General features: G+C 68.0%; 25 protein-coding genes. 16 read left to right on the top strand and 9 right to left on the bottom strand.

Annotation, left to right across the window (positions count from 1 at the left end):
* Nucleotides 1-91: 91 nt before the first annotated feature.
* Entirely contained in the window at nucleotides 92-1,336 is a 1,245-nt protein-coding gene (locus MED15_RS19045) for a PQQ-dependent sugar dehydrogenase (protein WP_112726176.1), read from the top strand.
* Nucleotides 1,337-1,436: 100 nt separating this feature from the next.
* Here the strand turns inward: MED15_RS19045 and MED15_RS19040 are convergent, their stop codons facing one another.
* Nucleotides 1,437-1,946, bottom strand: a complete 510-nt coding sequence (locus tag MED15_RS19040; protein ID WP_244220508.1) for a hypothetical protein — start codon at nucleotides 1,944-1,946, stop codon at nucleotides 1,437-1,439.
* Nucleotides 1,943-2,455 (bottom strand): DUF1772 domain-containing protein, encoded by a 513-nt coding sequence (locus MED15_RS19035; RefSeq protein WP_244219223.1) that lies wholly within the window; start codon nucleotides 2,453-2,455, stop codon nucleotides 1,943-1,945. Before MED15_RS19035 ends, MED15_RS19040 begins: the two co-directional genes overlap by 4 nt.
* A gap of 195 nt (nucleotides 2,456-2,650) precedes the next feature.
* Here MED15_RS19035 and MED15_RS19030 point away from each other — a divergent pair, with 195 nt between their 5' ends.
* From MED15_RS19030 to MED15_RS19015, 4 genes are all read left to right on the top strand, one after another.
* A complete protein-coding gene (locus tag MED15_RS19030; RefSeq protein ID WP_112736455.1) occupies nucleotides 2,651-3,799 on the top strand; it encodes a sensor histidine kinase in 1,149 nt (382 codons plus the stop codon).
* A complete protein-coding gene (locus tag MED15_RS19025) occupies nucleotides 3,796-4,458 on the top strand; it encodes a response regulator transcription factor (RefSeq protein ID WP_112736453.1) in 663 nt (220 codons plus the stop codon). The genes MED15_RS19030 and MED15_RS19025 overlap by 4 nt, the downstream gene beginning before the upstream one ends.
* A 275-nt stretch (nucleotides 4,459-4,733) precedes the next feature.
* Nucleotides 4,734-6,851: a double winged helix-containing putative transcriptional regulator gene (locus MED15_RS19020; protein ID WP_167457679.1), complete on the top strand. Its 2,118-nt coding sequence runs from the start codon at nucleotides 4,734-4,736 to the stop codon at nucleotides 6,849-6,851.
* Nucleotides 6,852-7,263: 412 nt separating this feature from the next.
* Nucleotides 7,264-7,839: a DinB family protein gene (locus tag MED15_RS19015; protein WP_112736449.1), complete on the top strand. Its 576-nt coding sequence runs from the start codon at nucleotides 7,264-7,266 to the stop codon at nucleotides 7,837-7,839.
* A 37-nt stretch (nucleotides 7,840-7,876) separates the two neighbouring features.
* Here the strand turns inward: MED15_RS19015 and MED15_RS19010 are convergent, their stop codons facing one another.
* The 5 genes from MED15_RS19010 to MED15_RS18985 all read right to left on the bottom strand — a co-directional run bounded on the left by MED15_RS19010 (nucleotide 7,877) and on the right by MED15_RS18985 (nucleotide 11,832).
* Nucleotides 7,877-8,638 (bottom strand): hypothetical protein, encoded by a 762-nt coding sequence (locus MED15_RS19010; protein ID WP_112584384.1) that lies wholly within the window; start codon nucleotides 8,636-8,638, stop codon nucleotides 7,877-7,879.
* 250 nt (nucleotides 8,639-8,888) lie between these two features.
* The gene (locus tag MED15_RS19005; RefSeq protein WP_112584383.1) at nucleotides 8,889-9,230 is read right to left on the bottom strand and encodes a VOC family protein; all 342 of its coding nucleotides are present in this window, start codon (nucleotides 9,228-9,230) and stop codon (nucleotides 8,889-8,891) included.
* Nucleotides 9,231-9,588: 358 nt separating this feature from the next.
* Nucleotides 9,589-10,410, bottom strand: coding sequence for an alpha/beta fold hydrolase (locus tag MED15_RS18995; RefSeq protein WP_112584382.1), 822 nt, complete (start codon nucleotides 10,408-10,410; stop codon nucleotides 9,589-9,591).
* A gap of 19 nt (nucleotides 10,411-10,429) precedes the next feature.
* Entirely contained in the window at nucleotides 10,430-10,999 is a 570-nt protein-coding gene (locus MED15_RS18990) for a DJ-1/PfpI family protein (protein WP_091407098.1), read from the bottom strand.
* A gap of 89 nt (nucleotides 11,000-11,088) precedes the next feature.
* Nucleotides 11,089-11,832 (bottom strand): GntR family transcriptional regulator, encoded by a 744-nt coding sequence (locus MED15_RS18985; RefSeq protein WP_112602713.1) that lies wholly within the window; start codon nucleotides 11,830-11,832, stop codon nucleotides 11,089-11,091.
* A 460-nt stretch (nucleotides 11,833-12,292) separates the two neighbouring features.
* Here MED15_RS18985 and MED15_RS18980 point away from each other — a divergent pair, with 460 nt between their 5' ends.
* From MED15_RS18980 to MED15_RS18945, 9 genes are all read left to right on the top strand, one after another.
* On the top strand, nucleotides 12,293-13,657 hold the full coding sequence (locus tag MED15_RS18980; RefSeq protein WP_244220507.1) for an extracellular solute-binding protein: 1,365 nt from the start codon (nucleotides 12,293-12,295) through the stop codon (nucleotides 13,655-13,657).
* 80 nt (nucleotides 13,658-13,737) lie between these two features.
* On the top strand, nucleotides 13,738-14,604 hold the full coding sequence (locus tag MED15_RS18975) for a carbohydrate ABC transporter permease (RefSeq protein ID WP_225854939.1): 867 nt from the start codon (nucleotides 13,738-13,740) through the stop codon (nucleotides 14,602-14,604).
* 89 nt (nucleotides 14,605-14,693) lie between these two features.
* Nucleotides 14,694-15,515: a carbohydrate ABC transporter permease gene (locus MED15_RS18970; protein WP_244220506.1), complete on the top strand. Its 822-nt coding sequence runs from the start codon at nucleotides 14,694-14,696 to the stop codon at nucleotides 15,513-15,515.
* Nucleotides 15,515-16,582, top strand: coding sequence for an ABC transporter ATP-binding protein (locus MED15_RS18965; RefSeq protein WP_112726170.1), 1,068 nt, complete (start codon nucleotides 15,515-15,517; stop codon nucleotides 16,580-16,582). Before MED15_RS18970 ends, MED15_RS18965 begins: the two co-directional genes overlap by 1 nt.
* Complete coding sequence (locus MED15_RS18960; protein ID WP_112726169.1) at nucleotides 16,582-17,658, top strand: ABC transporter ATP-binding protein; 1,077 nt, start codon at nucleotides 16,582-16,584, stop codon at nucleotides 17,656-17,658. Before MED15_RS18965 ends, MED15_RS18960 begins: the two co-directional genes overlap by 1 nt.
* Nucleotides 17,659-17,928: 270 nt before the next feature.
* Nucleotides 17,929-19,389 carry an NAD-dependent succinate-semialdehyde dehydrogenase gene (locus MED15_RS18955; protein ID WP_112732198.1) on the top strand — a complete coding sequence of 487 codons (1,461 nt, stop codon included), beginning with the start codon at nucleotides 17,929-17,931 and terminating at the stop codon, nucleotides 19,387-19,389.
* Nucleotides 19,386-19,526 (top strand): hypothetical protein, encoded by a 141-nt coding sequence (locus MED15_RS33515; RefSeq protein WP_167457678.1) that lies wholly within the window; start codon nucleotides 19,386-19,388, stop codon nucleotides 19,524-19,526. Before MED15_RS18955 ends, MED15_RS33515 begins: the two co-directional genes overlap by 4 nt.
* Before the next feature lies 1 nt (nucleotide 19,527).
* Nucleotides 19,528-20,784, top strand: a complete 1,257-nt coding sequence (locus MED15_RS18950; RefSeq protein WP_112736441.1) for an iron-containing alcohol dehydrogenase — start codon at nucleotides 19,528-19,530, stop codon at nucleotides 20,782-20,784.
* 81 nt (nucleotides 20,785-20,865) lie between these two features.
* Nucleotides 20,866-21,651, top strand: a complete 786-nt coding sequence (locus MED15_RS18945) for a hypothetical protein (protein WP_112584374.1) — start codon at nucleotides 20,866-20,868, stop codon at nucleotides 21,649-21,651.
* A 60-nt stretch (nucleotides 21,652-21,711) separates the two neighbouring features.
* On the opposite strand, the gene MED15_RS33510 is transcribed toward MED15_RS18945, so the two are convergent.
* Nucleotides 21,712-21,858, bottom strand: a complete 147-nt coding sequence (locus MED15_RS33510) for a hypothetical protein (protein WP_167457677.1) — start codon at nucleotides 21,856-21,858, stop codon at nucleotides 21,712-21,714.
* Between the two features lie 359 nt (nucleotides 21,859-22,217).
* Nucleotides 22,218-23,237 carry a carboxypeptidase-like regulatory domain-containing protein gene (locus tag MED15_RS18940; RefSeq protein WP_244220505.1) on the bottom strand — a complete coding sequence of 340 codons (1,020 nt, stop codon included), beginning with the start codon at nucleotides 23,235-23,237 and terminating at the stop codon, nucleotides 22,218-22,220.
* A 330-nt stretch (nucleotides 23,238-23,567) separates the two neighbouring features.
* Here MED15_RS18940 and lepB point away from each other — a divergent pair, with 330 nt between their 5' ends.
* Both lepB and MED15_RS34560 read left to right on the top strand, forming a co-directional pair.
* A complete protein-coding gene (gene lepB, locus MED15_RS18935) occupies nucleotides 23,568-24,089 on the top strand; it encodes a signal peptidase I (RefSeq protein ID WP_112602733.1) in 522 nt (173 codons plus the stop codon).
* Nucleotides 24,090-24,726: 637 nt separating this feature from the next.
* Entirely contained in the window at nucleotides 24,727-25,302 is a 576-nt protein-coding gene (locus tag MED15_RS34560) for a TetR/AcrR family transcriptional regulator (RefSeq protein ID WP_112736438.1), read from the top strand.
* The last annotated feature ends 15 nt before the right edge of the window (nucleotides 25,303-25,317 follow it).

Raw genomic sequence — 25,317 nt, 5'->3', positions numbered from 1 at the left:
ATCAGCGAGAGGTTGGATATCGATTCGAGCCAATGTATCGTGGGAACGCTCCCAGACCGCGTCCACCACCCACCTGCTCGAGGAGCTGAACATGTCACGACGACGTCGTCGCCCGGCCGCCATGCTGGCCGGGTTGCTCGTTCTGGCCCTGGCTACGTCTCTGTCGCCACTGGCGCCGGTGGCCAGCACCGCCGCGGCCGGCCCATCCAAACTCCGTGCTGCGCCACTCGCTGAGCTGACCGTGGTTTCCGAACAGGTGGCTTTCGGTCTGCAGCGTCCGATCGCGATCACCGGGCTGCCGGACGGCCGGATGCTGATCGCGGAGAAGAACGGCACTGTCCGCGCCTACCACCCCGACACCGGCCTGGCACCCGACCCGGTGATCGACCTGACCGCCCGGATCGACACGTCGGACAACGAGCGCGGCCTTCTCGGCATCACTCCGGCGCCGAACTTCGCGCGGACCGGGATGCTCTACGTGGCCTACACGAGCCTGCCGGCCGGCGCGCTGACCCTGGCGCGAGTGCCCATCAACGCTCCTGATCGGGTGCAGGTGCTGCTCACCCAGGCGCACGCCGAGTACGGCAACCACAACGGCGGACAGGTGGCCTTCGGCCGCGACGGCTACCTCTACTGGTCCCTCGGCGACGGTGGCTACGCGAACGACCCCTACAAGAGCGGCCAGAACCTCGGCACCCTGCTCGGCAAGATTCTGCGGATCGACGTCAACCGCAGCTGCGGGGGAAAGCCCTACTGCGTGCCCTACGACAACCCGTTCGTCCGCACACCGGGCGCGCGCCCGGAAATCTGGGTCTACGGGCTGCGCAACCCGTGGAAGTTCTCCATCGACCCGGCGGACAACTCGCTGTGGATCGGTGACGTCGGCCAGGGTCTGATCGAGGAGATCAACCACGTCCGCCCGTCGCAGCGTGGCGCGAACCTCGGCTGGTCCTGTCGAGAGGGCACGCCGGTCTTCGACGAGACGCAGTGCCGGCCGGGCGTGCGACTCACCGACCCGATCGTCGAGTACGACCACTACATGACGGAGAACTGCTCCATCATCGGCGGCCTGGTGTACCGGGGGTCCGTCACCCCGGAGGCGCGGGGCACCTACATCGCCAGCGACTACTGCTCGACCCGCGCTTTCGCCGTGCGTCCCAAGTCCACGGGTGGCTACGAGTCCGCTGAGATCGGCACCTTCCCCACCCAGCCGACTGCGTTCGGCGCCGATGTGAACGGCGAGCTGTACGTGCTCAGTGACCTCCCGGGATTCCTGAGCAAGGTGCGGTTCGAGCGGGTCCAGCCGGCCCCCACCGGCGGGGCGACGATCCGCTGAAGCTTGGGACATGCCCTTGACACCCGCGCTATCTCAGGGGGCGGCCGCGTTCGGCGGCCGTCCCCTGCTCGCGCCGGGCTGGTACTCCCCGGTTGACAGATCAACCTTGCGGTGGCCGAGTGGCACTGGCGTCGTCCGGTCCGCGCCACGCCTTCTCGACCGACTGCCCGGCGGCGCGCTGCCGCCCGATGACGAGCCGGCTCAGCACCGCCGCCACCGCCCCGGCCACCACCCCGGTGAGGGTTCCGGTGACGAGGCTGGAGAACACCGCCGCCACCCGAAAGATCGCTTCCTGCGCCCGAGGGTCGATGTCCCCGAGCCTCGGCCCGGTCGCACCGAACGCCTCGTCCCACAGAATCTGGTGACCAACCGCGAGAAGAACACCGTAGATCGCCCCGATGACCACCACGGTCAGGAACGGACGCGGCGGACGCCGCCACAGCACGGCGGCGACCCAACAGATCAGCGGTACGACAGCGAGCAGCACCGCGGCTGGCCGCCCTTCCTCCACGACGTGCAGGTCGTGCAGGACCACCCGCGGTGCGGCCAACACGGCGAGCGCGACCAGGGCAGGCCACGAGAACCCGAGCGTGCGACGCACGACGCTCATCGCTCCACCCGTACCGGCGCGGTTTCCCTGGCGAAGCGCAGCAGGGCGGTGAATGCCAGCGCGGATGTCACCGCTCCGCCGGCGAGGCGCACCCAGTGACCGGCGACGAACTCCTCGGCGACCTGGCGTAGGTACTCCGGGGAATGCGTGCCGACCGGGTCGACGAACATGATCTCGTTGCGTGGCCAGAAGAACACCACCGAGAACAGGAACTCGCAGGCGATGAAGACCGCCGCGGCGGCGGCGACGTACCACCGCAGTCGCCGATTGCGCCACGTGAGGGCGGTCGCGGCGAGGCTCATCAACACGACCGAGGCGCCCAGCGGCGGGAAGTAGTCGCTCGGGCCTCCGGCGACCAGGAACTCACGGGCCCGGTCCAGCGAGGCGGGTGCGTCCCCGAAAATGTTCGGGTAGAGCATCACGGTCTCGGCCGCGACCCCGCCAAAGGACATCATCGCTGCCCAGACGAGCACGACAAGCACGATCCACGTCAGCCTGATACGGGACACAGCAGTACTTCTCCTTGGTTTTCGCACCCTCGCGGGCACGATCTGTGATGTCGCCGTCGACGCTAGGTCGCCAATTCGGGGCCGTCTGCCGCGCAGCCGCGTGAGCTGGCATCGCTTCTCGACGTACGTGTGGGGGCCGGGGTGATGCCTGCGGACGGCAGCGGCGCGGGCCCGCGCCGACTTAGGCTCACGGACGTGCAGGCCACCTCACCCACCCGAACCGAGGCGCTGCTCGCTGTGGCCATCCTGGGCCTGGTCGCGGCGGCGATCGCGACCGAGGATGCGCCGACCTCCCAGGCGGCGCTGGCTGGCGGGTTCGGGGTCGGCCTGGCCGGTCTGCTGCTGGTGGCCCGGCGTTGGACCGTTCCCGCGCTGCTGGCGACAGCCGCCGGCATCCTCGGCTACTACGCGCTGGAGTTGCCGCCGGTCGGCGTGGCCGCGCCGGCCGCCGCCATCCTCTACGTGGCCGCCCAGCGGGGCCGGGTGGTCCCGGCCGCCGCCGTCGGCGGGAGCCTGCTGGCCGTTTCGGTGGCCGCCCGGCTCGTCGAGGGAGACGACATCTCTGTCGTGATCGGTGCTGGTCTCGGCTCCGAGGCGGCCCTGATACTCGCCGTCATCGCTCTCGGTGACGCCGTCCGCAACCGGCGTTCGCTACGGGTCACGCTGGCTCGGCAGGCCGCCTCGGCGGCCGAGGAACGCCGCCGGGAGGCAGCCCGGCAGGTCGAGGCCGAGCGGCTGCGCATTGCCCGGGAGGTGCACGACACGCTCGGACACACGATGTCGGTGGTCACCCTGCAGTCGGCTGTGGCGAGGGAGGCACTTGCCGATGCCGAGCCCGAGCGGGCCGAGGCCGCTCTGGCCGCGATCCACTCGGTGAGCGGCAGCGCCATGGCCGAGCTGCGTGCCACGTTGGGCACGCTGCGTCGCGAGCCCGGGCCGCGCGAGCCGGCCCCCGGTTTCACCCAGCTGCGTACGCTCATTGAGGGCGTCCGCCGCGGTGGGCTGCCGGTCGAACTGCGTCTCGACGGGTCGGTCGACGCCCTGCCCACGGTGGTCGGCAGCACTGTGTACCGCATCGTGCAGGAGGCGCTGACCAATGTGCTGCGCCACGCACAGGCCACCCGCGCCACGGTGACGATCCGGGCGACCCCCGCCCGGCTGTCGGTGGAGGTCGTCGACGACGGCCGGGGATCCACCGGCCGCACGGCGGTTGAGACGGGTCAGGGGCTTCGCGGTATGTCGGAGCGGGTTGCCCTGCTCGGCGGGACCCTCGATGCCGGTGAGACCGCTGACGGGGGCTTCCGGGTCTCGGTCCACCTACCGCTGGCCGGAGTCGCCGCATGAGCGACGTACGCGTCGTCCTCGTCGACGACCAGCATCTGGTCCGCACCGGACTCCGCGCGTTGCTGGAACGCGCCTCGGACATCACCGTTGTCGGCGAAGCCGGCGACGGCCGGGCCGGTGTGGCGCTCGCCCGCGAGCAGCGGCCCGACGTCGTCCTGATGGATGTCCGGATGCCCGGCGGCGACGGTATCGAGGCCACCCGCCGCATCCTCGCCGACCCGACCCTGGCCGACGTCCGGGTGGTCATGCTGACCACCTTCGACGACGACGAGTACCTCTTCGAGGCCATCCGCGCCGGCGCCGCCGGTTTCCTCCTCAAGGACACCCCGCCCGACGCCCTGCGGGACGCCGTCCGCGTGGTGGCCGGTGGCGACGCGCTGCTGTCCCCGGCGGTGACCCGGCGGGTGATCGCCGCGGCCGCCCGCTCCCCCGTCGCGGACCCCGCCCGGTTGACCGGGCTCACCGCGCGGGAACGAGACGTCCTGGCACAGGTCGGCACCGGACGGTCGAATGTGGAGATCGGGGCGGCGCTGCATCTCAGTCCGGACACCGCCCGCACGTACGTGAGTCGTCTGCTGCACAAACTGAACGCCCGCGACCGCGCCCAGCTTGTGGTTATCGCGTACGAGAGCGGGCTGGTGCGCCCCGGCGACGGCTGAGCCTTCCCGGCGACGGCGAAGAGCAGGCCACCACCTCGGTGTTGGTCGCGCCCCACCAGCTCGTACGACCAATTCCGTGGGGCCTGCAGCCAGAACTTGATGCCATCACCACTCTCGCTGGCGCACAAGCTGAGGATGTCCCGGGTACCCCCACCGTGACGGCCAGGGCCGTCCCGGGCAGACCGCCGTGATCACTTATGGTAGATCCCTAATCAGACCCACGTACTCCTTGATGATATTGATTACTGATTGAATGTGTATCTAGGATGTCGCCCATGACGCATGGTGATCCGTCCGGCCGGCCCGAAGTTCTCGCCGAACAGAGAGCGCTCTGGCGCAGGCAGGCCAGCGCGATCCCGGGTCTGCTCGGCGGTAAGGCAGTGTGGCTGCCGCTAGTCCTCGAGCTCGTCAAGCAGGTCGGCGAGGGGCGCGCGGTTGGCCTCGACACGAAGCCTGAGTTGTCGTTCGACATCGAGAGCATCGAACGGCGCCAAGGTGGCGCAGCCCCCAGACTGGAGCCTGCGACGTGGCGTGACTACTACGGCTTCCTTCGGGGCCTCCAGCTCGTCGAAAACACCGCCGACCAGCTTTGCCTCACCGCGACCGGGTTGAAGCTCCAGTCCGATCCGACGCCCGCACGTCTGGCCACGATCCTGGCCGATCGCATCAGGCTCTTCGCGGAGGCCCTGTCGCTGATCGCCGTGGAACCCCTCACCATCGACGAGGTCGACGAGCGCATCCGATCGCGTTACAAGCAGTCCTGGAAGAGCAAGGGAAACACTCGCATCCGGATGGACTGGCAGGAGGTCCTCGGCCTGATCGAGGCAGTTGGCAGCCGGCGGTGGGGCATCACAGAGGCTGGGCGGAGCGTGCTTGCGGATCGCGTGCTGGTGGGGCCGGACGCTTTCGATGAAGCACCTGCGAGCGTGATTGAGGTTCCTGAGGCTCCGGCCGAAATTGCTGGTCTTCTGGAAAAGTTCTCGACATCGGCTCGCACGCACGAGTCGCGAAACACCTACAACATCTGGGTTCCGAGCCCACCGTCGAATCCCAACAAGGTTGAGAACCTCAGAACCATCATGAACGCGGCTCTGGGAAGGATCGAGCGCAGAGAGCTCTTCTCGTTCATCAGCGAGACGTTCGACCTGAGGAGCAGCAGCGTGGAGTCGATGCTGCCGTTCCTGCGGGCGTCGGGGCTTCTCGTCGAGGTGGGTCGGGGGGTTTTCAAGGCCACGCCTGCAGCGAGAGCCTGGGTCGAGTCAGGCGAAGACCTCAACTTTGTAAGAATCTTGCATGCGAACATGCGGTTCGTCGGCGAAATGATCCGCACGGTCGAGAACGACGTCACCCGGAACGACATGTATTCCGAAGCTGCCAAGTTCGGCTTGAATATCGACAAGTGCCGGTGGATCGCCAGCTTCCTTCTCAACACCGGACTGATTGAGGAGCCGCGCTACGGGAGTCTCCGGGCCACGCCACGAGGGACTGCGCTGGCGGCCGAGCTGCCTCTGGCCGACATCCCCAGTGCTCCACAGGAGGCTTCAGCTGAGACCCAGGACGCTCGGCTGGCACCGGCAGAGACCCAGCCCCTTCTGGTGAAGCAAAACCTGGTCCACCTCTCGAGGGAACCCCTGGCCGGAGGAGAAGGTAACGGCCGGGGTTTCGAGAAGGCCATCTGTGACGCCTTCCTCGCTATGGGCTTCGAGGCTCGGACGATCGGCGGATCCGGTGACACGGACATCCTTGTCCAGTGGCGCAACGCCGACGGCTCACGGTCGACAGCGATCATCGAAGCGAAGGCGCGGTCGTCCGGCCAGGTCACCCACACCGACGTCAGCGATGTGGCGATCGAGACCCACAAGGGGCGCCATCGTGCCAACGGCATCGCGATCGTCGGACCGGGTTTCACCGGTGACACCATAAAGAACATGGCGTCGCAGAAAAAGTGGGTGCTGCTGGACGCCGACCGGTTGGGAACGCTGACGGAGGCCTCGATCACCTTGGGGCTCCGGCCCTACGAAATAGGACAGTTGTTCCTCGTTCCGAATGGACTCTCAGATGTCGACGACCTGATCGCGGACCGCCGCCGGGAGTTGGACATTGTGTCGTTCCTGCTCACCAAACTCGCCGAGGAGGAGAGCGACGCGGGCGAGCCGATCTCCGCCCGCGACATCTCCCGGGACGGACGCAGAACGGAACTCCGCCCGAGCGTTGAAGAGATCGTCAATGCGATCGACGTCATGTCAGGCTTGCACGTCGGCGCCCTGCAGCTGGTCAACGCGGCCGACGACCCGAAGTTCGCTACGTACGTTCTCGGTGATGCTCTAGCGGGAGCAAGGCGGCTCCGCGCACTGGCCGACGCCATAGACCGCCCACACCGCGAGGCCCGATAGAACCCGGATCATTGTTGACGGGTCGGTCGGCGTCGCAGAGGCGTTGGCTGTTGCCGAGGCACGCGGAATGCTCCCCGCTCCGGGACCGCGCGCCCCGGGGGCAGGCCGACAGGACAGAGCGGGGTCCCACCGCGCCCCGCTCCCCCACCTCCCGTAGCCAAGAAACGGGTACGGGCCTACCGGTCGCGACTCGCCTACCGCAGGCAAGGGATTCGTGCCGGTGGGGCGACATCGACCACGAATCCCCTGATCGTCGTTCAGGTGGAACTGCGACGCACGCCGTTCCCATCGACCGCTACCTCACCGCTGCCGACCACAGCGTCCAACCACACCAGGTCAGCCGACTCGGCGGCCGACACCGATCTGTTCGCGGGGGCCGCAGCAAGGTCTCTGCTGTATGTAGCCTGCGGAAATGACAAGAAGCGAGCGAATCGCGGACCAGTTGGACCGGCACTGGCACAAGAACCTGCGGCCGCGGTTGCACGGTCTCGCTGATGAGGAGTACTTCTGGGAGCCGGTGCGTGGCTGCTGGAGCATCCGCCCACGTGGCACGTCGGCCGCACCGATGTCGGCGGGTTCGGGGGAATGGACGATGGACTCCGCGTCCCCTGCCCCGGCGCCGGCGCCGGCGCCGGTGACCACGATTGCCTGGCGGCTGGCGCACATCATCGTCTCCTGCCTGGGCTATCGGGTCGGATGGCACTTCGGCGGCCAGGACATCGATTCCCAGACATTCGCCTACGCGGGGACCGCCGACGAGGCGCTGAAACAGCTCGATGAGATGTATGGGAGGTGGAACGCGGGGGTCCGCGAACTCTCGGACGCCGACCTGGAGAATCCGCCCACCGTGGGTCCCGAGCGGTTTCCCATGGAGGGCATCGTCCTGCACGTCAACAGGGAGCTGATCCATCACGGCGCCGAGATTTCCCTACTGCGCGACCTCTACCGCTGGCAGGACTCAGCCGGGAGCGCCCGCTTCCACCGGTAGGTGGCTGCACCGCCATCGCCAAAGCGGAGTGCGTCGCTCACCCCTCGATCTGGCGCGGTCCTAGAGCCCGTACCAGCTCATCGATCAATGCTGGATCCTCCTCCAGCATCCGTTTGATGCTGTCGCTCACCTGCTCCGGGCCGAGCGCGCTCTCCATGTTCAGCTCCTCGGCCCCGACGTTGAGCAGTACCCTCGCCTGGACCTCGTTGAACAGTCGACCGTCCTCGGTGAGCAGTTGCGCCATCATGGCCGCGACAAAGCGTTCCCTCGCTTCCGCCTCGCTGGCCCCGGCACTGAAGCTCTCAAGCGCCGCAACCAGTTCTAGCGACGGTTCCGCGCCCACAGTCGCCGTAACCCGGATCGGACCCGACTCCGGCGCCGACTCGGCGGCAATGGCACCGCGAGAGGCTCGTTTCCCTGACACAAAGTTCCACGTCGACCGCATGGCGGGGAGCGCCTGGTTATTCCACGTCGACTTCACTGCTGGGACGGCCTGCTGGGTCAGCGCGGTCTTCGCCGCCGGCAGCGCCTGCTGCACCAACCATCTCTCGACATGCGGCGCGGCCGCCTTGGCAGCCCTCGTGGCGGCTTCCAGGGCCAGCGTCCTGACCAGATCCTTGAACTCCGAGGACGCTCTCCCCGGCCCTGCCGACCCCTTGCTGTCACCGTCCGGGATGAACGTCCCGTGGTCAACGAGCTTCCCGGCGCTGTTGTACAGATTCTGGTGAAGTCCACCCGCTTTGGACGTTCCTGGAATCAGCCCATCGGGATACTCAAAGCTGCCTCTGACGCTAGCCATTGCGCACCATGACCGGCACTGTAGCGAAGTCGTCCCGGCACTGGAATCGTACGAACGCCATTGCTCTTCAACCATTTGGCAGGGCCTTCGCGGGGCCGAGACACGTGGTGGCGGGCCGTGCTCCGCAGCGATAACGCCCTCCGTCTGGTGCAGCTGGGGTCGCTCGGTCGCGGCAGCGACCGGCACGGCAGTGAGCACTCGACGCCCCGGTCGTGGTGGCCCGCCGGCACGGCCGGGTCGCCGGCCTCCGTCAGACCGGCCCGCCGCCGAAGCCGATCTCGTTGCCGTCCGGGTCGCGGAAGGTGGCCTTGCGGACGCCGTTGTCGTAGGTCTCGCGCCCGGCCGGCTCCAGGCCGCGCTCGGCGATCTGGGCGATGCGGGCGTCGAAGTCGCTGACGAAGACGGTGTGCATGGCGTGCCCGGCATGGTCGGGCCGCACCTCGATGAACACGTATCGGTGCTCGGCGAGTTCCCACACCGCCTCGGTGTCGTTGGGCAGGAACGACGGCGGGGCGCCGAGGAGTCGCTCGTACCAGGCCGCCGCGGCGGCGTAGTCGCGAACGGGGATGCCCGCGAACAGATCTACGGTCATGAGGCCATGCTAGGGGCTCGGCCCCGAAGATCAGGACAGGGCGACGATCACCATCATCGCGAGCGCTGACGGCGGGAGCGAGAATCCCGGTGGGGATGACGGCCAGGGGGCGGGGACACCGATGGCTCGCTGCCGATCACCGGTGCCAGGGCCGGCCTTGACCGCCGGCATCGGTGGCGTACTGCTCGCCGCCGGCGCTGTGGGCTTCCTGGTGGCCCGTCGCCGCATGACCCGCTTCGTCGCCTGATCTACTCCCTGCACCAACCGTGCCCCGTCGACCTCAGGTCGGCGGGGCACGGGTTCCCTCTCATGAACTGCCGTGACTCCGCACGGTCGTCGCCCTGGTATGCCGCAGCATCTAGTGACCTCGGTCCGGGTGGAGGAAGCACGACAGCAGTTGCCTGAACTCCTGCGGGTGCTCGATCGCCGGCACGTGCCCGCACCGGCCGAACACGTGCAGACGGACGTCGGCCAGGTGGTCGAGCAGTGGCTGGGCTGTCGTCTCGAGCGGGGTGACCCCGTCCTCGGTGCCGTGGACGAGCAGCACGGGCGCGCGCACCGCTGCCAGTGTTTGCGCCGAGAGGGTGAGCTCGTCGGCCCATCGTGCCCTGGGTGGCGGGAACAACGACGCGAAAGCGGCCTCCCCCGCTCGCATCGCGGTTGCACGGGCCTCGACGGCGGAATCGGTCACGAGCGCTTGGTCGAGGACGAGGCGACTCAGCATGTCTCGTGCCCCGATCGGGCCGGCGGGGGCGGCCCAGACCGCGTCGAGGTCGGCGGACAGCGGCGCCCCGGGGGCGCCCATCGTCGAGACCGCCACGACACGGGTGACCTGCTGGGGGCGCGCGGCCGCCAACGCCAGCGCCACGGCACCGCCCATGGAGTGACCCACCACGGCGTAGTGCTCGATACCGAGAGCATCCATCAGGCCAGCGGCCTGCTCCGTCCACAGCCGGAGCCCACCCCGGGAGCCCGCCGGGATGGGGGTACGGCCGAACCCCGCCTGGTCAGGAGCCACCAGGCGCCAGGACGCGCCCAGCGCCTGCGCCGTCGTCGCCCAGGCGCCGGACCCGGTCGTGCCGGGTCCGGAGCCGTGAAGCATCAGCACCGCAGGCCCCGTGCCGCTCTCCAGGACGTGGACGGGGGAACCGTCGACTGTGACGGTCCGAAGTGCCGTCACCGGGGCAGGCCAAGTGTGCTCATGCCGATGCGGGGTCGACAGACTTCGAGAAGAGTTCCATCATCGCCCTGCCGAATTGCGGCATGTCGGGCCACCCCCGGCAGGAGACGAGGTTGCCGTCCACGACGTCGGGAGCGTCGATGACCGTCGCGCCCGCGTTCTCCATGTCACCGGTGATCGGGGGGAAGCAGGCCGTCTTCCGACCCTTCAGCAGCCCGTACACGGCTGGCACCTGCGCGCCGTGGCACACCAGCGCGATGGGGAGGTTGCGCGCGAAGAAGTGCTCGGTGATACGCCTGACGTCGGCGTCGACCCGGATCCACTCGGGGGCACGTCCCCCGGGGATGATGAGGGCGTCATAGCGCTCGACGTCGACCTCGGCCCAGGGCACGTCGACCGGCAGCTTGCGGCCGTTCTTCTCCACGTAGGCGTCGGAGTTGGGGTCGAACTCGTGGATGACCAGTTGCACGTCGCGCATCGTCCGTGACGAGACGTCGACGTCCCAGCCGCCCTCCTGCACGCGGTAGTAGGGATACATCGTGTCGAGCTCCTCGGCGGCGTCGCCGGTCAGGAGCAGCGCTCTGGGCACCTGCTTCTCCTCGCATCTGGGGGCGGGTGAGGTGGATCCAATCCGATCCGATCAGGATTGAGTCAGCATTCCTGGGCCCAGCGTGCCCGTCAAGCCTCAACCGCCATTCCGTCCGCGCCCTCGATCTCGTCGAACAGTCGTCGGAAACGCTCGCCGGACCGCAGGATGTGCCGACGCATCGCGTAGGCGGCGGCGTCCGGGTCACGCGCGGCGATCGCGGCCACAATGTCCTCATGCTCGGCCATGGCCAGGTGAGTGACCTGGGTGTCGTGGTGAAGCCGGAAGAGGTGCACGTGGCTGTGCAGGCGAGCGAGCGCTTCACGGATGACCTGGTTCTCCGCGCTCAGGGCGACGAGATCGTGGAAAGCGGCGTCACGTAGGCCGAAGGCGCCGTAGGCCATTGGCCCGTTGCCGCCCTCCAGTTCCGCCATCTCCTCCAGCATGCGTCGCAGACCGGCCACCTGCTCCAAGGACGCGCGTTCCGCGGATCTGCGCGCCGCCGCCGGCTCAAGGAGCAGGCGGACCTCGAGCATGTCCTCGAATCGGTGACGGGTGATCTGGGGAGGAATGCGGTAGCCGGCATGCGGCACACGCACGACCAGGCCCTCAGCCTCCATCCGGTTCAGAGCGTCTCGGATCGGCGTCTGCGAGACCCCCAGCTCTCGCGCCAGGACGTCGATCGTGACGCGCGAGCCAGGCTCGATCCGTAGCGACATCAGCTGTCCGAGCAGCGTGTCGTACACCTCGTCGGCAAGCCGGCCGCCAGATCTTGCCGGCGGCATTGCGCCCGTCACGGTCCTGCGGCCCCGCGCGATCATCGCTTCGTCGTCCATCGTGACGTGAGGTCCTTCCTTGCGCCTTCGGGAAGCTGTTGACATCGATCGCAACGCTGCGGGATGCTGACGCCCCCACCGGGATCGTATAGGAAAGGTGGCGGATGGTCGCCATCCTGCACCCATGGCGGAGCCGCCCGCCATCGCTCCAGTTCGATCACCTGAAGCTCCCCTCGGCATGTTCGACGTCCTGCTCGGTTCGTCACCGGGCCGCAGATGGGCCGACGGACTTTTTCAACATGAAGACCCAGTACATCGCGGCGCACTCGTGACGCTGGTCCGCGGGTCGGCCCCCGTGACGGCCCGGCAACACGCCTGAACAACCCAGCAACTGCTCGGCGAAGCACATAGCGAGGTTCTAGAAGTCCCCACCCAGAAAGCAGGCTTGAAAATGCGCTCTCCGAAGCGAATAGGAAGAATGTCCGCTCCCGGCCGAAAGGTACGGCTGGCGACAGCGGCCATGCTGCTGGTGGCCACAACCGTGACGGCTTGCGGCGATGGCAAGGACGACGGCGAGAAGGCGAGCGCCCCCAAGGCGCCGGCGGCCATCCCAGAGCTCACCAAGGACCCGCTGACCCTCAGCTTCATCTGGTTCGACTGGCCGCCTGCAAAGGCACTGGAAGCCTTCGCGAACGCGGAGTACAAGAAGGAACGGCCGAACGCGACCATCAAGGTCAACACCGTGCCGAACGCGAACTGGCACGACGCGATGTTCACCCAGTTCGCGGCGCGTAAGACCGACTTCGACATCGCGATCCTGGACTCGCAACACATCGGCGAGGCCGTGACGAACGGCAACATCCTCGACCTCACCGACTTCGTCAAGGAAAACATCGACGTCGCGGCGTACAACCCGTACCTCCTGGCGGCGTACGGCCAGTTCCCCCAGGCGGAGACCGGCAAGCGCGACGAGAACGCCAGCCTGTACGGCCTGCCACTGCTCGGCGACACCTGGACGATGATCTACCGCAAGGACCTGATCGGCGACAAGCCGCCGCAGACCTGGGACCAGATGATCGCAGCCGCCGAGAAGTGCCAGGCGGACAACCCCGGCGTCAGTGGGCTGGCTTTCCACCAGGCCAACGGCTCCGATGCCGCAGCCGTCACCTACAACACGGTCAACGGCGTCTACGGCGGCAACCTCTGGGATTCCAGGGCGCGCAAGATCGATGGCGTCATCAACGACGCCGCGGGCCAGGAGGCGATGGACGTCCTGGTCAACAAGATGAAGCCGCTGACCGCCAAGGGCTCCGGCAACTGGTTCATCGACGAGGTGAACGCGGCGGTCGCCCAGGGCAAGGCCTGCATCGCGTTCAACTGGATCGCCGCGAGCGGCGGCCTGCTCGATCCGAAGCAGTCGACGCTCGGCACCAGCCGGGAGCAGATTCTCGACAAGCTGGGGTTTGCCACCCTGCCGAGCCAGAAGACGAATCTGGTCCCTCTCGGCGGTATGGGGATGCACGTGTCGGCCTACTCCGCCACGGCAAACCAGACCGAGGCCCTGAACTTCATGAAGTGGTTCGAGCAGGCTGACATCCAGAAGAAGTGGGCCGCGGCCGGTGGCGTGCCATCGCGTACGGACGCCCTGGAGTCGCCCGAGTTCCTCAATGCCGGGCCGTTCAACCAGGTGTACACCGACTCGGTTCCGCGGATGCGGGACATGTGGAACGTGCCCGAGTACGCGCGTCTCGTCGACATTGAGAACACCAACGTGAACGCGGCTCTCAACGGCGCGAAGAAGCCGAAGGATGCGCTCGACGACATCGCCAAGGAGCAGCAGAGCGTGCTCGACTCGAGCAGCCGCAAGGGCGGCGGCGGGCTGTGAGTGACCCCGTCCCTCTGACGACCGATCGCCCCGGGCAGGTGGCGTCTGCGACGCCACCTGCACCGGGTCGGTCCCGCCGGTTGAGCGACCGCTGGCTCGCGGTCACCTTCATCTCCCCCGCGATGCTGCTGTTGCTCGCCATGTCGGTGTTCCCGTTGCTGTGGGCGTTGTACCTGTCTTTCACCGACTACTCGGCCACCCGCGGGGGGCCTGCCAATTTCATCGGGTTCGGGAACTACACCGCCATCCTGACGTCGGCGCAGGTCCACACGAGGGCCTTGACGACGTTGATCTACGTGGTCGGCGCGGTCGGCCTGCAGACCGTGCTCGGATTCGGCATCGCCTACCTGATCTCACGGCGCACGCATGGGCGAGGAGTGCTGACCACTCTGTTCCTGGTTCCGATGATGCTGTCGCCGGTCGTGGTCGGGCTGTTCTGGCGGTTCATGCTCGACGCGCAGTTCGGCGTGGTCAACAGCATGCTCGGCTCGCTCGGCCTGGGGCAGGTGGAGTGGCTCACCCGGCAGCGAACGGCACTGCTCTCCCTGATCGTGGTCGACACCTGGCAATGGACGCCGTTCATCATGCTCATCGCGCTTGCGGGCCTCACCGCGGTTCCCAAGTACCTCTACGAGGCCGCCTCGATCGACAGGGCGTCCGAGTGGTTCCGGTTCCGCACCATCACTCTCCCGCTGGTATGGCCACTGCTTCTCATTGCCGTGATGTTCAGGGCCATCGAGGCGTTCCGACTGTTCGACCTCGTCTACATCCTCACCAACGGAGGCCCGGGTGTCTCCACCGAGACGTTGTCGTTCCACATCTACAAGGTCGCGTTCCTGGGCTTCAACACCGGAACCGCTTCGGCGTACGGGATCCTCATGGTCCTCGTCGTCATCGTCCTCACGCAGTTCTACCTGCGCTACCTGAACAAGCTCAAGGAGGGCTGATGGCCGTCTCCGTCGACGAGGCCGTGTCCACAGGTCCTACCCGGGATCACACTCCCCCCGCGCGCCGCCTTGGCGGCCGAGGCCGCTCCGTGCTGGAGGTCACGCTGCTGACCGTGCTGGCCGTCGTGATGCTCTTCCCGGTGCTGTGGATGATCGAGACGTCCATCAAGGAGAACCGGGACGTCTACGCCATCCCGGCAAAGCTCTTCGACTTCACTGTCACTCTGGAGCATTACAAGGACGTGTTCGTCGCCCCCGATGGCGGTCGCTCGGCCTTGTCGGTCTCGTTCCTCAACTCCGTCGTGGTCGCCGGAGCCTCCACGGTGCTGGCCACCGTGCTGGGGGTGCCGGCGGCCTGGGCCTACTCACGCTTCGCCGTCAAGGCCAAGAAGGACCAACTGTTCTTCATCCTGTCCACGCGCTTCATGCCGCCCGTGGTGGTCGTGATCCCGATCTTCCTCATGTACCGCCAGGTCGGACTCATCGACAACAAGCTCGGCCTGATCCTCATCTACAGCGCGTTCAACGTCCCGTTCACGATCTGGATGATGAAGGGGTTCGTCGACGAGGTGCCCGCGGAGTACGAGGATGCCGCCATGCTCGACGGCTACACCCGTTTGCAGGCGTTCCGGCGATTCACCCTTCCCCTGCTCGTGCCCGGCATCGCCGCGACGGCGGTCTTCGCACTCATCTTCTCGTGGAACGAGTTCGTGTTCGCCACCTTCCTCACCTCCAGCGACAGCGTCCGGACGGCCCCACCCGCCATCGCCGGCCTCATCGGCGGCACCACTACGGACTGGGGTCTCGTGGCCGCCGCCTCCGTGGTGTTCGCCCTACCGGTGCTCGTCTTCGCGTACCTGGTGCGCAAGCACCTCATCGCCGGTGTGACGCTCGGGGCGGTGCGACGCTGATGGCGGGCATCGAGGTGACCGCCCTGCACAAGCGCTACCCGGACGGGACGGTCGCAGTTGAACACGTGGACCTTTCCATCGGCCACGGAGAGCTGTTCGTGATGCTCGGCCCCTCGGGTTGCGGCAAGACGACCACGCTGCGGGCCATAGCCGGCCTGGAGAGGCAGACGACGGGCGACATCCGCATCGGCGACGCGCTGGTCAACGACCTGCCGCCCGCCGAGCGCGACATCGCCATGGTGTTCCAGTTCTACGCCCTCTACCCGCATCTGAAGACCCGCGACAACCTGGCTTTCCCGCTGCGGGCCGAGGGACTGCCCAAGCCGGAGGTGCACGAGCGGGTCAACGAGGCGGCCCGGCTGATGCGGCTTGGTCCGCTCCTGGACCGGCGACCGCGCCAGCTGTCCGGCGGGGAGCAGCAGCGTGTCGCGCTGGCTCGCGCCCTGGTGCGACGGCCGCGCGCATTCCTCATGGACGAACCTCTCACCAATCTGGACGCGGAGCTGAGGGCGGACATGCGCACCGAGATCAAGCACCTGCAGGGGGAGCTGGGGGCGACGATGGTCTACGTCACTCACGACCAGGTCGAGGCGATGTCGCTCGGTCACCGAATCGCCATCCTCAACAAGGGCCGCGTCGAGCAGATCGGCACGCCGCTGGAGGTCTACGACCGCCCGGCGAGTCTCTTCTGCGCCGCGTTCATCGGATCCCCGCCGATGAATCTCATTGAGGTGGAGGTGGTCGACGGGGAGCTACGCGGTCAGGGCGGACTGGTCCTCACCCCACCGCCAGGCCTGCCGCGCGACCGTCGCCTGGTCGCAGGCGTCCGGCCGGAGGCGCTGGAAGTCACCGAACCGGGGGCGGAACGTTCGGTCCCGGCCCGCGTGGTCTCGGCGGAGTGGCTGGGCGACGAGATCATCTACGTGGTCGACCACGGCGGCCAGCGCGACGTACGGGTTCGGATGCCGCCGACTGTCCGTTTCGCCGCTGACGCACCGGTCGGGCTGCGGCACACCGGCGCGACCCCGGCGGTCTACGACGTGAGCACGGAAGAGCTGGTGGCCTGATGGGAACCGTGGCAGTGCAGGGGCTGCGCAAGTCCTTCGGAAAAGTCCAGGCCCTGGACGGGGTGACGCTGGATGTGCCGGACGGCTCGTTCTTCGTCGTGCTCGGGCCCTCCGGGGCAGGCAAGACGACAACCCTGCGAGCGATAGCCGGCCTGGACAAGCTTGACGCCGGGTCGGTGCATCTGGACGGCAGGGACGCGACCGGTGACACCCCGGCGGCCCGCGACCTGGCCATGGTCTTCCAGAGCTACGCCCTCTACCCGCGACACACGGTGTACGAGAACATCGCTTCGCCGCTGCGGGCACGCCGCTGTTCTTCGAGTGAGATCGCCGCCGCCGTCGAGCAGATGTCGAGCCTGCTGCACATCGAACGTCTGCTGCAGCGTCGTCCGGCGCAGTTGTCGGGCGGTGAGATGCAGCGTGTCGCCCTGGCCCGGGCGCTGGTCCGTCGCCCGCGCGCGTTTCTCATGGACGAGCCGCTGACGAATCTCGACCTCAAGCTCCGCGTCGAGATGCGCACCGAGCTCACCCGCATCCACCGGAGCCTCGGAGCGACCTTCGTCTACGTGACAAACGACCAGGTCGAGGCCCTGTCCATGGCCGACCAGGTCGCGGTTCTCAAGGAGGGGAAGGTGCAACAGGTCGGAACGCCGACCGAGGTGTACGAGCGTCCAGCCAACCAGTGGGTCGCAGGATTCGTCGGGAGCCCGCCGATCAGCCTGCTCGCCTGCCACGCCGAGGGAGATCGTCTGGTCGGTGCGGACGGCTGGACGCTGCCGCGGCCCCGCTGGACCACGGCTGAGGACGGTCGTGAGCTGCTGCTGGGCCTGCGGGCGGAGGACCTGTCCGTCGAGCAGCGTGGGAACGCGTCGTTGTCGGGTGAGCTCTACGGGCTTGAGCCGCTCGGTGACCGAACGGTGGTCGACGTCCGGGTGGGGACGGAGATCCTCAAGGTCAAGGCACGACCCACCGTCACCGGTACGCCGGGCGAGCGACTGCTTGTCACTGTCGACCTGGACCGTGCGCACCTGTTCGATGCGGACACCGGGCTGTCGCTGTCCGAGGCTGGGCGGTAACCGCGTCGGCGGCGACGGCAACATGCGCCCGCACCTGGCAATCGAGCCTCGGCGGACCGTCACCCGGTGCGCGCCGCCTGACGACGCTGAGACGGCCGTCGCGCCCGCGAAGGCGATCGGTGGCGTCGCCCGCAGACCGGTCCACTGCCACATTCGACCCGCTCGGCAACCTCGCCCCCCGACGAGGGCGTGTGACCCGTCCGTCTACGCGCACAGCCCGATCGCTGAGGCACGCCGGACATCACCAGGAAGATCACAGGAGGCGACGCGATGAGTGACCCGATGAACGTGCTGGCCCCCGAGCATCGGCGGCTCCGGATCGGCGACGCCTGGCGCGACGCCGCAAGCGGAGCCACCTTTGCCGTCGAGGACCCTGCCACCGGCAAGACCATCGCCGAGGTGGCGGACGCCGGCGTCGTTGACGGGCTCGCCGCCCTGGACGTGGCCAGCAAGGCGATGGCGGAGTGGGCGGCGACCCCGCCCCGCAAACGGTCAGAGTTGTTGACCGCGACGTACCGGGCACTGACCGAGCGATCCGAGGAGGTCGCCCGGCTGATCACGCTCGAGATGGGCAAGCCGCTCGCCGAGGCTCGGGGAGAGGTGGCCTACGGCGCCGAGTTCTTCCGTTGGTTCGCCGAGGAGGCGGTGCGCGTCGAGGGGCGCTACAGCATCGCTCCCGCAGGTGGATATCGCATCCTCACCGTGCCGAAGCCGGTCGGACCGTGCGTCTTCGTGACGCCCTGGAACTTTCCGTTGGCCATGGGTGCCCGCAAGATCGCTCCTGCGCTGGCCGCTGGCTGCACGACGATCACCAAACCAGCAGGCCAGACGCCACTCACCATGCTGTTCCTGGCCCGCATCATGGAGGAGGTCGGCGTTCCCCCGGGCGTCGTCAACGTGGTGACCACCAAGCGTTCCGGCGAGGTGGTCTCGGCACTGCTGGCCGACAGTCGGACCCGCAAGCTTTCGTTCACCGGGTCGACCGAGGTCGGGCGCGCACTGCTACGACAGGCCGCGGACAACGTGCTGCGCACCTCCATGGAACTGGGCGGCAACGCGGCCCTGATCGTGTGTGCCGACGCTGACCTGGACGTCGCGCTCGACGGTGCCATGGTGGCCAAGATGCGCAACATCGGTGAGTCCTGCATCGCGGCCAACCGGATCTACGTCGAGGAACCGGTGCGCGAGGAGTTCGCGGCGCGCTTCGCCGAGCGGATGGGCGCGCTTTCGATGGGCCATGGTCTCGACGACGGCGTGAACGTCGGGGCGTTGATCGACGAGGCCTCGGTCACCGAGATCGACGAGCTCGTCGTCGACGCGGTTGATCGCGGCGCCCGGGTCCTGGTGGGCGGCGAGCGTCCGGATGGGCCGGGCCACTTCTACCCGCCTACGGTCCTCGTCGACGTGCCGGAAGATGCGCGGATGCTGAAGGCGGAGATCTTCGGCCCGGTGGCGCCGATCATCTCGTTCACGTCCGACGACGAGGTCATGGCGAAGGCCAACGACACCGAGCACGGCCTGGCCGGATACGTCTTCACCCGCGACCTCCAGCGGGCGCTCCGGTTCACCGAAGGGCTGGACACGGGGATGCTCGGCATCAACCGTGGTCTGATATCGGACCCGTCAGCTCCGTTCGGAGGCGTGAAGCAGTCCGGGATCGGCAAGGAGGGGTCGCACGAGGGCATCCTCGAGTACCTCGACCTCACCTACGTGGCGATCGACCTCCCGTGACCGCCCTGCTGCTCCGGGCGCCCGGCGCGCGCGCCTGCGCCATCCGGACGGCCAACCTTGCCGACGTCGTCCCGGCCTCGCAGGTGACCTGGACGTCCGCCCAGCACATCGCCGCCGACGTTCCGGAGAGGCACTGACATGCTTGAGACAGTCCGCGGGCCACGCCAGCTGATAGTGGGCGAAGGGGTCGCGCAGAACATCCCACGAGTGGTGGCCGAGAGCGGCTCGCGAGTCCTCATCGTGACCGACCGGGTTCTTCTGGGGCAGCCGGGCGTGGCCGAGATCGTGGCCGCCGTGCGGGCGAAGGTCACTGTCGTCGAGGTGTTCTCCGACGCGACTCCAGACGTGCCACTCTCCGATGTCGACCTGGCCGTCTCGGTCGCCGCCGAGGTGGACGCCGACGTGATCCTCGCCATCGGGGGTGGCACGGTGATCGACCTCGCCAAAATCGTCGGCGTCATCCGGCGCCACGGTGGGACGCCGCGCGACTTCTACGGCGAGTCGAAGGTGCCGGGGCCGACGATTCCTCTCGTCGCGGTCCCGACCACGTCAGGCACCGGCTCCGAGCTCACACCCGTCTCGGTGTTGACCGACCCGGACCGCGAGCTGAAGGTGGGGGTTTCCAGCGTCCACATCGTGCCCGACTTCGCCATCGTCGACCCCGAACTCACCTACACCTGCCCTGCGACCGTCACCGCCCACTCCGGCATCGACGCGTTCTGTCACGCGGTGGAGAGCTACACCGCGCGACCCCGGGCCCACGGACCGCGCGACCCGGTGGAGCAGGTGTTCCTCGGCCGCAACCCGATCACCGACCACTACGCGCTCCGGGCCGCGGAGCGGATCGCCCGTAGTTTGCGTCGTGCTGTCACTGACGGAGGCGACACGGACGCGCGCGCGGACATGTCCTACGGGTCCATGCTCGCCGGGCTCGCCTTTTCCCACGCGGGCAACGGGGCCCCGCACGCTCTCCAGTACCCCATCGGCGCAGCCACGCACACACCGCACGGCCTGGGCGTCGGGCTGCTACTGCCCTACGCGCTGGACGCGGCCAAGGATGCCATCGGCGACCGGTTGGCCATCCTCGCCGGAGTGTGCGGGCTCGACGTGACCGACGCCTCCGATGCCGAGGCCGCAGATACGTTCCTCACCTGGCTCGACGGGCTCCTCGCCGACATCGGCATCCCTCGCACCTTGGCGGACATCGGCGTCGCACGCGCCGACCTCCCGCGCTTCGCCGAGATGGCCAGTGGTGTCACCCGTTTGATCCAGAACCATCCAGGCCCGACCGACACCGCCAGCCTGACCGCGATCCTCGAAGCGGCCTGGACCGGGGACCGGACCCGACACGTCCTGACTCCGACCAGAGATAGCAGCCGGCGGATGGATACTTGAGTTAATGCCGGGGCGACGTCCGGGTACGCCGTAGGGAGCGTCGATCGGCGGACCGGATGAGCCCGGCGAGACTGGGCGTGCGTGCCGCACGGGCCGTTGCTTCAAGAGATCACCTGCGGCACCATGATCGCGATGATTAGGCACCTGGACTGGGTAAACCGCTACGTCGCCGGGCAACAAGATCGGGTATGGCATGAGATGCGGCAGCTTGGCAGCCGCGTCCGTGAGCCAGCCTTCGCCGCTGAGGCGCAGGCGGTGTGCGACGAGATGGCCCGCCGAGCCCGGAGCAACATCGAAACCCTGGTCGCGCGCCTACGCGAGCAGGGCTACCGATTCCACCAGAACGACGACGACCAGACCCCGACAGAGCCATACACGCCACCCGACCCGAAGGCGGAAGAGCTCCTTCACTGGCTGGAACAGCGTCTTGGCCCACTCCCGATGGTGTTGTCGTCGTGGATCCGCATCGTGGGCGACGTGTGGTTGGTTGGGACGCACCCGCAATGGCCCAACTCGGCTGCGGCCGACCCGCTTGTGCTGGAGTTAGCGGGTTCCCGCTACCCGAACAGCGACATCCGCGAGTACTTCGCGGAAGAGATCGAGGCGTGGCAGGAAGACCAGGACGAGCCATTCCTACTGCCCGTCGCGCCCGACCACTTCCACAAGGACAACGTCAGCGGCGGTGGCCCCTACGGCATCATCCTCCCCGACGCATCCGCCGACGCGCACTTCGTGGGCGAGGCCCGCATGCCCTTGGTGGCCTACCTGAACTGGACCTTCCGACACGGCGGCTTTCCCCGACCCACCGCCGACCAAGCACAGTGGCAAGTCATCCGCCAGCTGAGAAAAGACCTCCACCGCCTCTGACGAACGCAGGCGATACCCCTCCCGACTGCAACCCGAACCACGGACGGGCGTGCTGACGCCTCACAAGCGTCGGCACCACTCGTAGCCGTAGACCCACCCAGTCGCCCTACCACGCAGTTGCGAGAATTCGCGTACGAAGCCGGCGAAGTCGACGAACGAGGCTCCGTCGATGACGAGCACGGGAAGGGCATCGCTCTGGTTGCTCACGAGGCAAGCATGAGCGCGACCCAAAATCGCTACGCACAGCAGAGCCAATCCGACTCAATGAGCACCGTCAGTTTGGAAGGTGCCGAGCATCTCTTCATGGGTCATGCGCGCGACCTTATCGCCGGGACGACCTGTAGGACCAAGCACAGGCGCTGCCATCGGCTACTCCGTGCGCTCACGCTCCGCCATCTGTCGCTAGGTTCCAAACCCCTGCCGAACATGAGCCCAGCGGTGTCGTGCACCGGCGAGAGCAGAGCCGAGCTTTGGAGAACCGCCGGTTCTTCACCTCGCGGGCCGGTGCACCTGGGGCGGCGCGACCGCCGTGCACCGGATGTCGACGCCGATGCGTAGCCACTCAGTTAGCGGGCCGGTCCGCCGTATGGGTCGTGGCTGAGCTGCTGGATGCCGCCCTGAGGGGGCCCGCTGTACGGGCCGGGGAACCCGTCGGCCGGCGGCGTCGTGTGCAGCACCGCGGTCGGTGCGTCGCTCATGCCCACTCCGGCCGGAGCTGTCAGCTGAGTCGCCGCGTGCGGAGCCGGCTTGTCCGGCGTGTTCCGGCGGCGGTTCACCAGCAGGGCCAGTGTGCCCAGGCCGGCGGCGACCAGCAGGCCGCCCAGGATGTACGGCAGGGAACCGCTGCCCTCGTTGCTGACCGGTTCGAGGGCGGGGGGTGCCGCCGCGACTACGCTGGTCTCCGGCTCGGGAGCCCCGTCCGCTGCCGCGGTTGCGGTGGGCGAGGGCGGGGTCTTGGTGGGCGCGGCCACGGTGGCCAAGGTCAGCCGCACGCTCGCGATGTCACCGGCGGGGCCCTGTACGGTCGTGCGGGTGGTGCGATAGCCGTCCAGGGCTGCGACGATCGTGATCCGGCCCTCGGCGATCGTCTTACCGGCACCCGACTTGATCGAGAACCGGCCGCTCCGGTCGCTCGTCGTACGGTATTCGTGCCCGGCGCTGTCCCGGATGGTCAGGGCCACGCCGCCGATCCCCTTGCCGCTGGTGTCACGGACCTGGCCGGACACCCCGTCCACCTCGGACGACGGCTTGTCCGCGCCGGGTTGCGGCGCGCCCGCGCCGGGTAGCGATGTGCCCGGGCCGTAAATGTAGACCATCTTGTAGTCGAAGCTGTTCTGCCCGCCGAGCCGTACGGCGACCGAGATGTTGCGACCGGAGATCTCGCCCGCGTTCACCTGGGGCGCGACGACGGTGGCCTGAAAGTCCTGGCTCTGGCCGGATTTGAGGTTCGGCTCCACCCGGCAGCCGGTGGTGCATTGCAGGCCGCCACTGACCACCACGATGGCCGTTTCGGCCCTGCTCCCGTTGTTCGTGACGCGGAACTGAACGCGAACCTTGTCGCCGGGCTTCACGTTCTCCGCCGACACGCTCCGGATGCTGATGGGTGCCGGGGCGCCCGCCACGGGCGCCGCAGACACCGCTAGCGTGCCCCCGGTCAGCGCGATCAATGCGGCGACCCGGGCCCATCGAGCACGTAAGCGCGTCGTCACTTCCTACCACCCTCTCCACGGGCAGGCGACATCGCCCGATGACACCGCAGGACACTATGCCCTGTCGGGATGGGTTGACTCGCGGGCCCCTACCCGGCCTCTCACAGGGGACCTCGCGCCGCGACCAGGAGCCTCGCCCGTGCAGTGCCGGGTAGCGCCGCGCCCGACGGACCGCACGGCACAGCCACTTCTGGCAGGATCCGCCGGATGCGCAAACTGATGGTGCTCCTTCTCCTGATGGCTGTTGCCGGCTGCGGCGACGATGATGCGACCGAGACGGGAGCCACCGAACAGTTCACCCAGGGCGGCGTCAGTATGGAGCCGACGGTCAAGGCCCGCCAGGTCGTCACCGCACGAACAGTGACCGGAATGTACGAGGCACGACGCGGCGATGTCGTCCTGATTCGTTCCCCCGGCGGCCTCTGGGGTGACCGCAAGGTGCCGCTACTCAAACGCGTCGTCGCGGTTGGCGGCGAAACCATCGCCTGCTGCGATACCGCGGGCAAGGTGACGGTCGACGGTAGGCCGCTGGCCGAGCCGTATGTGGCTGAGGACGCGTCACTCAACGAGCCGCCGAACGCAGACTACTGCGGCCCGCGGCGGTTCGCCGCTGTTACCGTGCCGGCCGACTCCGTCTTCCTGATGGGCGATAGCCGCGCCCGGTCGAACGACTCCCGGTGTGCCGGGCCGCTGCCGGTGTCGTCGGTCTTCGCCGTAATGGTCGGCTGACCCGGGGCGCACCTGACACTTGCCGCGGACGTACCGAGGTGGCTGACGCCAAGCGCCCGGACGGCGGCAGAGGGTACGTCGTCCAGTACTGGGGCCTCTCAACCCTCGGCACCACTCGTAGCAATAGGCCCCACCCGGTCGCCCTGCCATCCCGCGCACTGCCGCCTCAGCCGCAGGTTGGGATCTTCTCCGTTACCGGGCTCGTACTGTGGATCGTCAAGCACTTCCCATGCCCGGCTGTCCGTCCGGGCTCCTCCTCCGCTGTACAGGCGCTGGCAGCTCCGGCGGTCGATCGCAGACCGGACGGTCCGACACAGCGACGTTTCCCCGTTCCCTGCCGCGATGTCGACTGCCGTGGGTCGGCACTGTCGTCCAGGAACAGCCTGAGGAGGCTGGTCGATCATGGGGTGGCACCCACACCGGTGGTCCCGCCACGCCCGACCAGCGCCCTACGTCGTCGCCGACCGCCTTGACGACCTATAGGGGCCTCCCCGCCACGCCGTGAGCCTGGATCGCCAACTCGACTGGTCCGGGCCGGCGCGCTACGACCTAGACAACCCAGCGTGCTGGTGACCCCGTCCGTATGACGCCTCCCACAGTTGTGGACTGATCAGTCTCCTACTTCTAAGGTTGTCGCATGGGCAGGCCAAGGACGTTCGACATCGACACGGCGGTGGACCGCGCGATGGAGTTGTTCTGGCGTCAGGGATTCGAGGCGACCTCGACCGAGGATCTCGTGGAGAGTCTCGGAATCGCCCGGGGCAGTCTGTACAAGGCGTTCGGGTCCAAGGAGCAGCTCTATGCGCTGGCGCTCCGCCGTTACTGCCAGCGCCACGCGGCAGGGCTGACCGAGGTGTTGGACCGGGCGGAGCAGGTGCGCCCGGCGATCCGGGCGGTGCTCCTGGAGCTGATGGAGGCCGACCTGGCCGACCCGGAGCGGGGCTGCCTGCTGGTCAACGCGGCCACGGAACGCTCGGCGCATCCGGACACGGTGCTGCAGGTCTCGCGCACGATGGGTCAGGTCGAGTCGGCCCTGGCCGGGGCGTTGGAGCGGGCGCGGGTCCGCGGGGAGATCGCGGCGGACAAGCAACCGCAGGAGCTGGCCCAGTTTCTGACCACGTTTCTGCAGGGCCTGCGGGTGATGGGCAAGGCCCGCGCGGATCGGGCGCTCCTCAACAATGCCGTGGAGGTCGCCCTGGGCGCCCTCGACTGACTTTTTGCTGCCCGA

Source organism: Micromonospora noduli, assembly GCF_003264475.1.
GTDB classification, from domain to species: Bacteria; Actinomycetota; Actinomycetes; order Mycobacteriales; family Micromonosporaceae; genus Micromonospora; species Micromonospora noduli.
This window is presented reverse-complemented; position numbering and strand designations above follow the sequence as displayed.

Excerpts from the sequence above, each read along its gene's own strand:
- MED15_RS19045 (WP_112726176.1), top strand. The coding sequence starts at position 92 with ATGTCACGACGACGTCGTCGCCCGGCCGCCATGCTGGCCGGGTTGCTC.
- MED15_RS19040 (WP_244220508.1), bottom strand. The coding sequence starts at position 1,946 with ATGAGCGTCGTGCGTCGCACGCTCGGGTTCTCGTGGCCTGCCCTGGTC.
- MED15_RS19025 (WP_112736453.1), top strand. The coding sequence starts at position 3,796 with ATGAGCGACGTACGCGTCGTCCTCGTCGACGACCAGCATCTGGTCCGC.
- MED15_RS19020 (WP_167457679.1), top strand. The coding sequence starts at position 4,734 with ATGACGCATGGTGATCCGTCCGGCCGGCCCGAAGTTCTCGCCGAACAG.
- MED15_RS19015 (WP_112736449.1), top strand. The coding sequence starts at position 7,264 with ATGACAAGAAGCGAGCGAATCGCGGACCAGTTGGACCGGCACTGGCAC.
- MED15_RS19010 (WP_112584384.1), bottom strand. The coding sequence starts at position 8,638 with ATGGCTAGCGTCAGAGGCAGCTTTGAGTATCCCGATGGGCTGATTCCA.
- MED15_RS19005 (WP_112584383.1), bottom strand. The coding sequence starts at position 9,230 with ATGACCGTAGATCTGTTCGCGGGCATCCCCGTTCGCGACTACGCCGCC.
- MED15_RS18985 (WP_112602713.1), bottom strand. The coding sequence starts at position 11,832 with ATGGACGACGAAGCGATGATCGCGCGGGGCCGCAGGACCGTGACGGGC.
- MED15_RS18980 (WP_244220507.1), top strand. The coding sequence starts at position 12,293 with ATGCTGCTGGTGGCCACAACCGTGACGGCTTGCGGCGATGGCAAGGAC.
- MED15_RS18965 (WP_112726170.1), top strand. The coding sequence starts at position 15,515 with ATGGCGGGCATCGAGGTGACCGCCCTGCACAAGCGCTACCCGGACGGG.
- MED15_RS18960 (WP_112726169.1), top strand. The coding sequence starts at position 16,582 with ATGGGAACCGTGGCAGTGCAGGGGCTGCGCAAGTCCTTCGGAAAAGTC.
- MED15_RS18955 (WP_112732198.1), top strand. The coding sequence starts at position 17,929 with ATGAGTGACCCGATGAACGTGCTGGCCCCCGAGCATCGGCGGCTCCGG.
- MED15_RS18950 (WP_112736441.1), top strand. The coding sequence starts at position 19,528 with ATGCTTGAGACAGTCCGCGGGCCACGCCAGCTGATAGTGGGCGAAGGG.
- lepB (WP_112602733.1), top strand. The coding sequence starts at position 23,568 with ATGCGCAAACTGATGGTGCTCCTTCTCCTGATGGCTGTTGCCGGCTGC.
- MED15_RS34560 (WP_112736438.1), top strand. The coding sequence starts at position 24,727 with ATGGGCAGGCCAAGGACGTTCGACATCGACACGGCGGTGGACCGCGCG.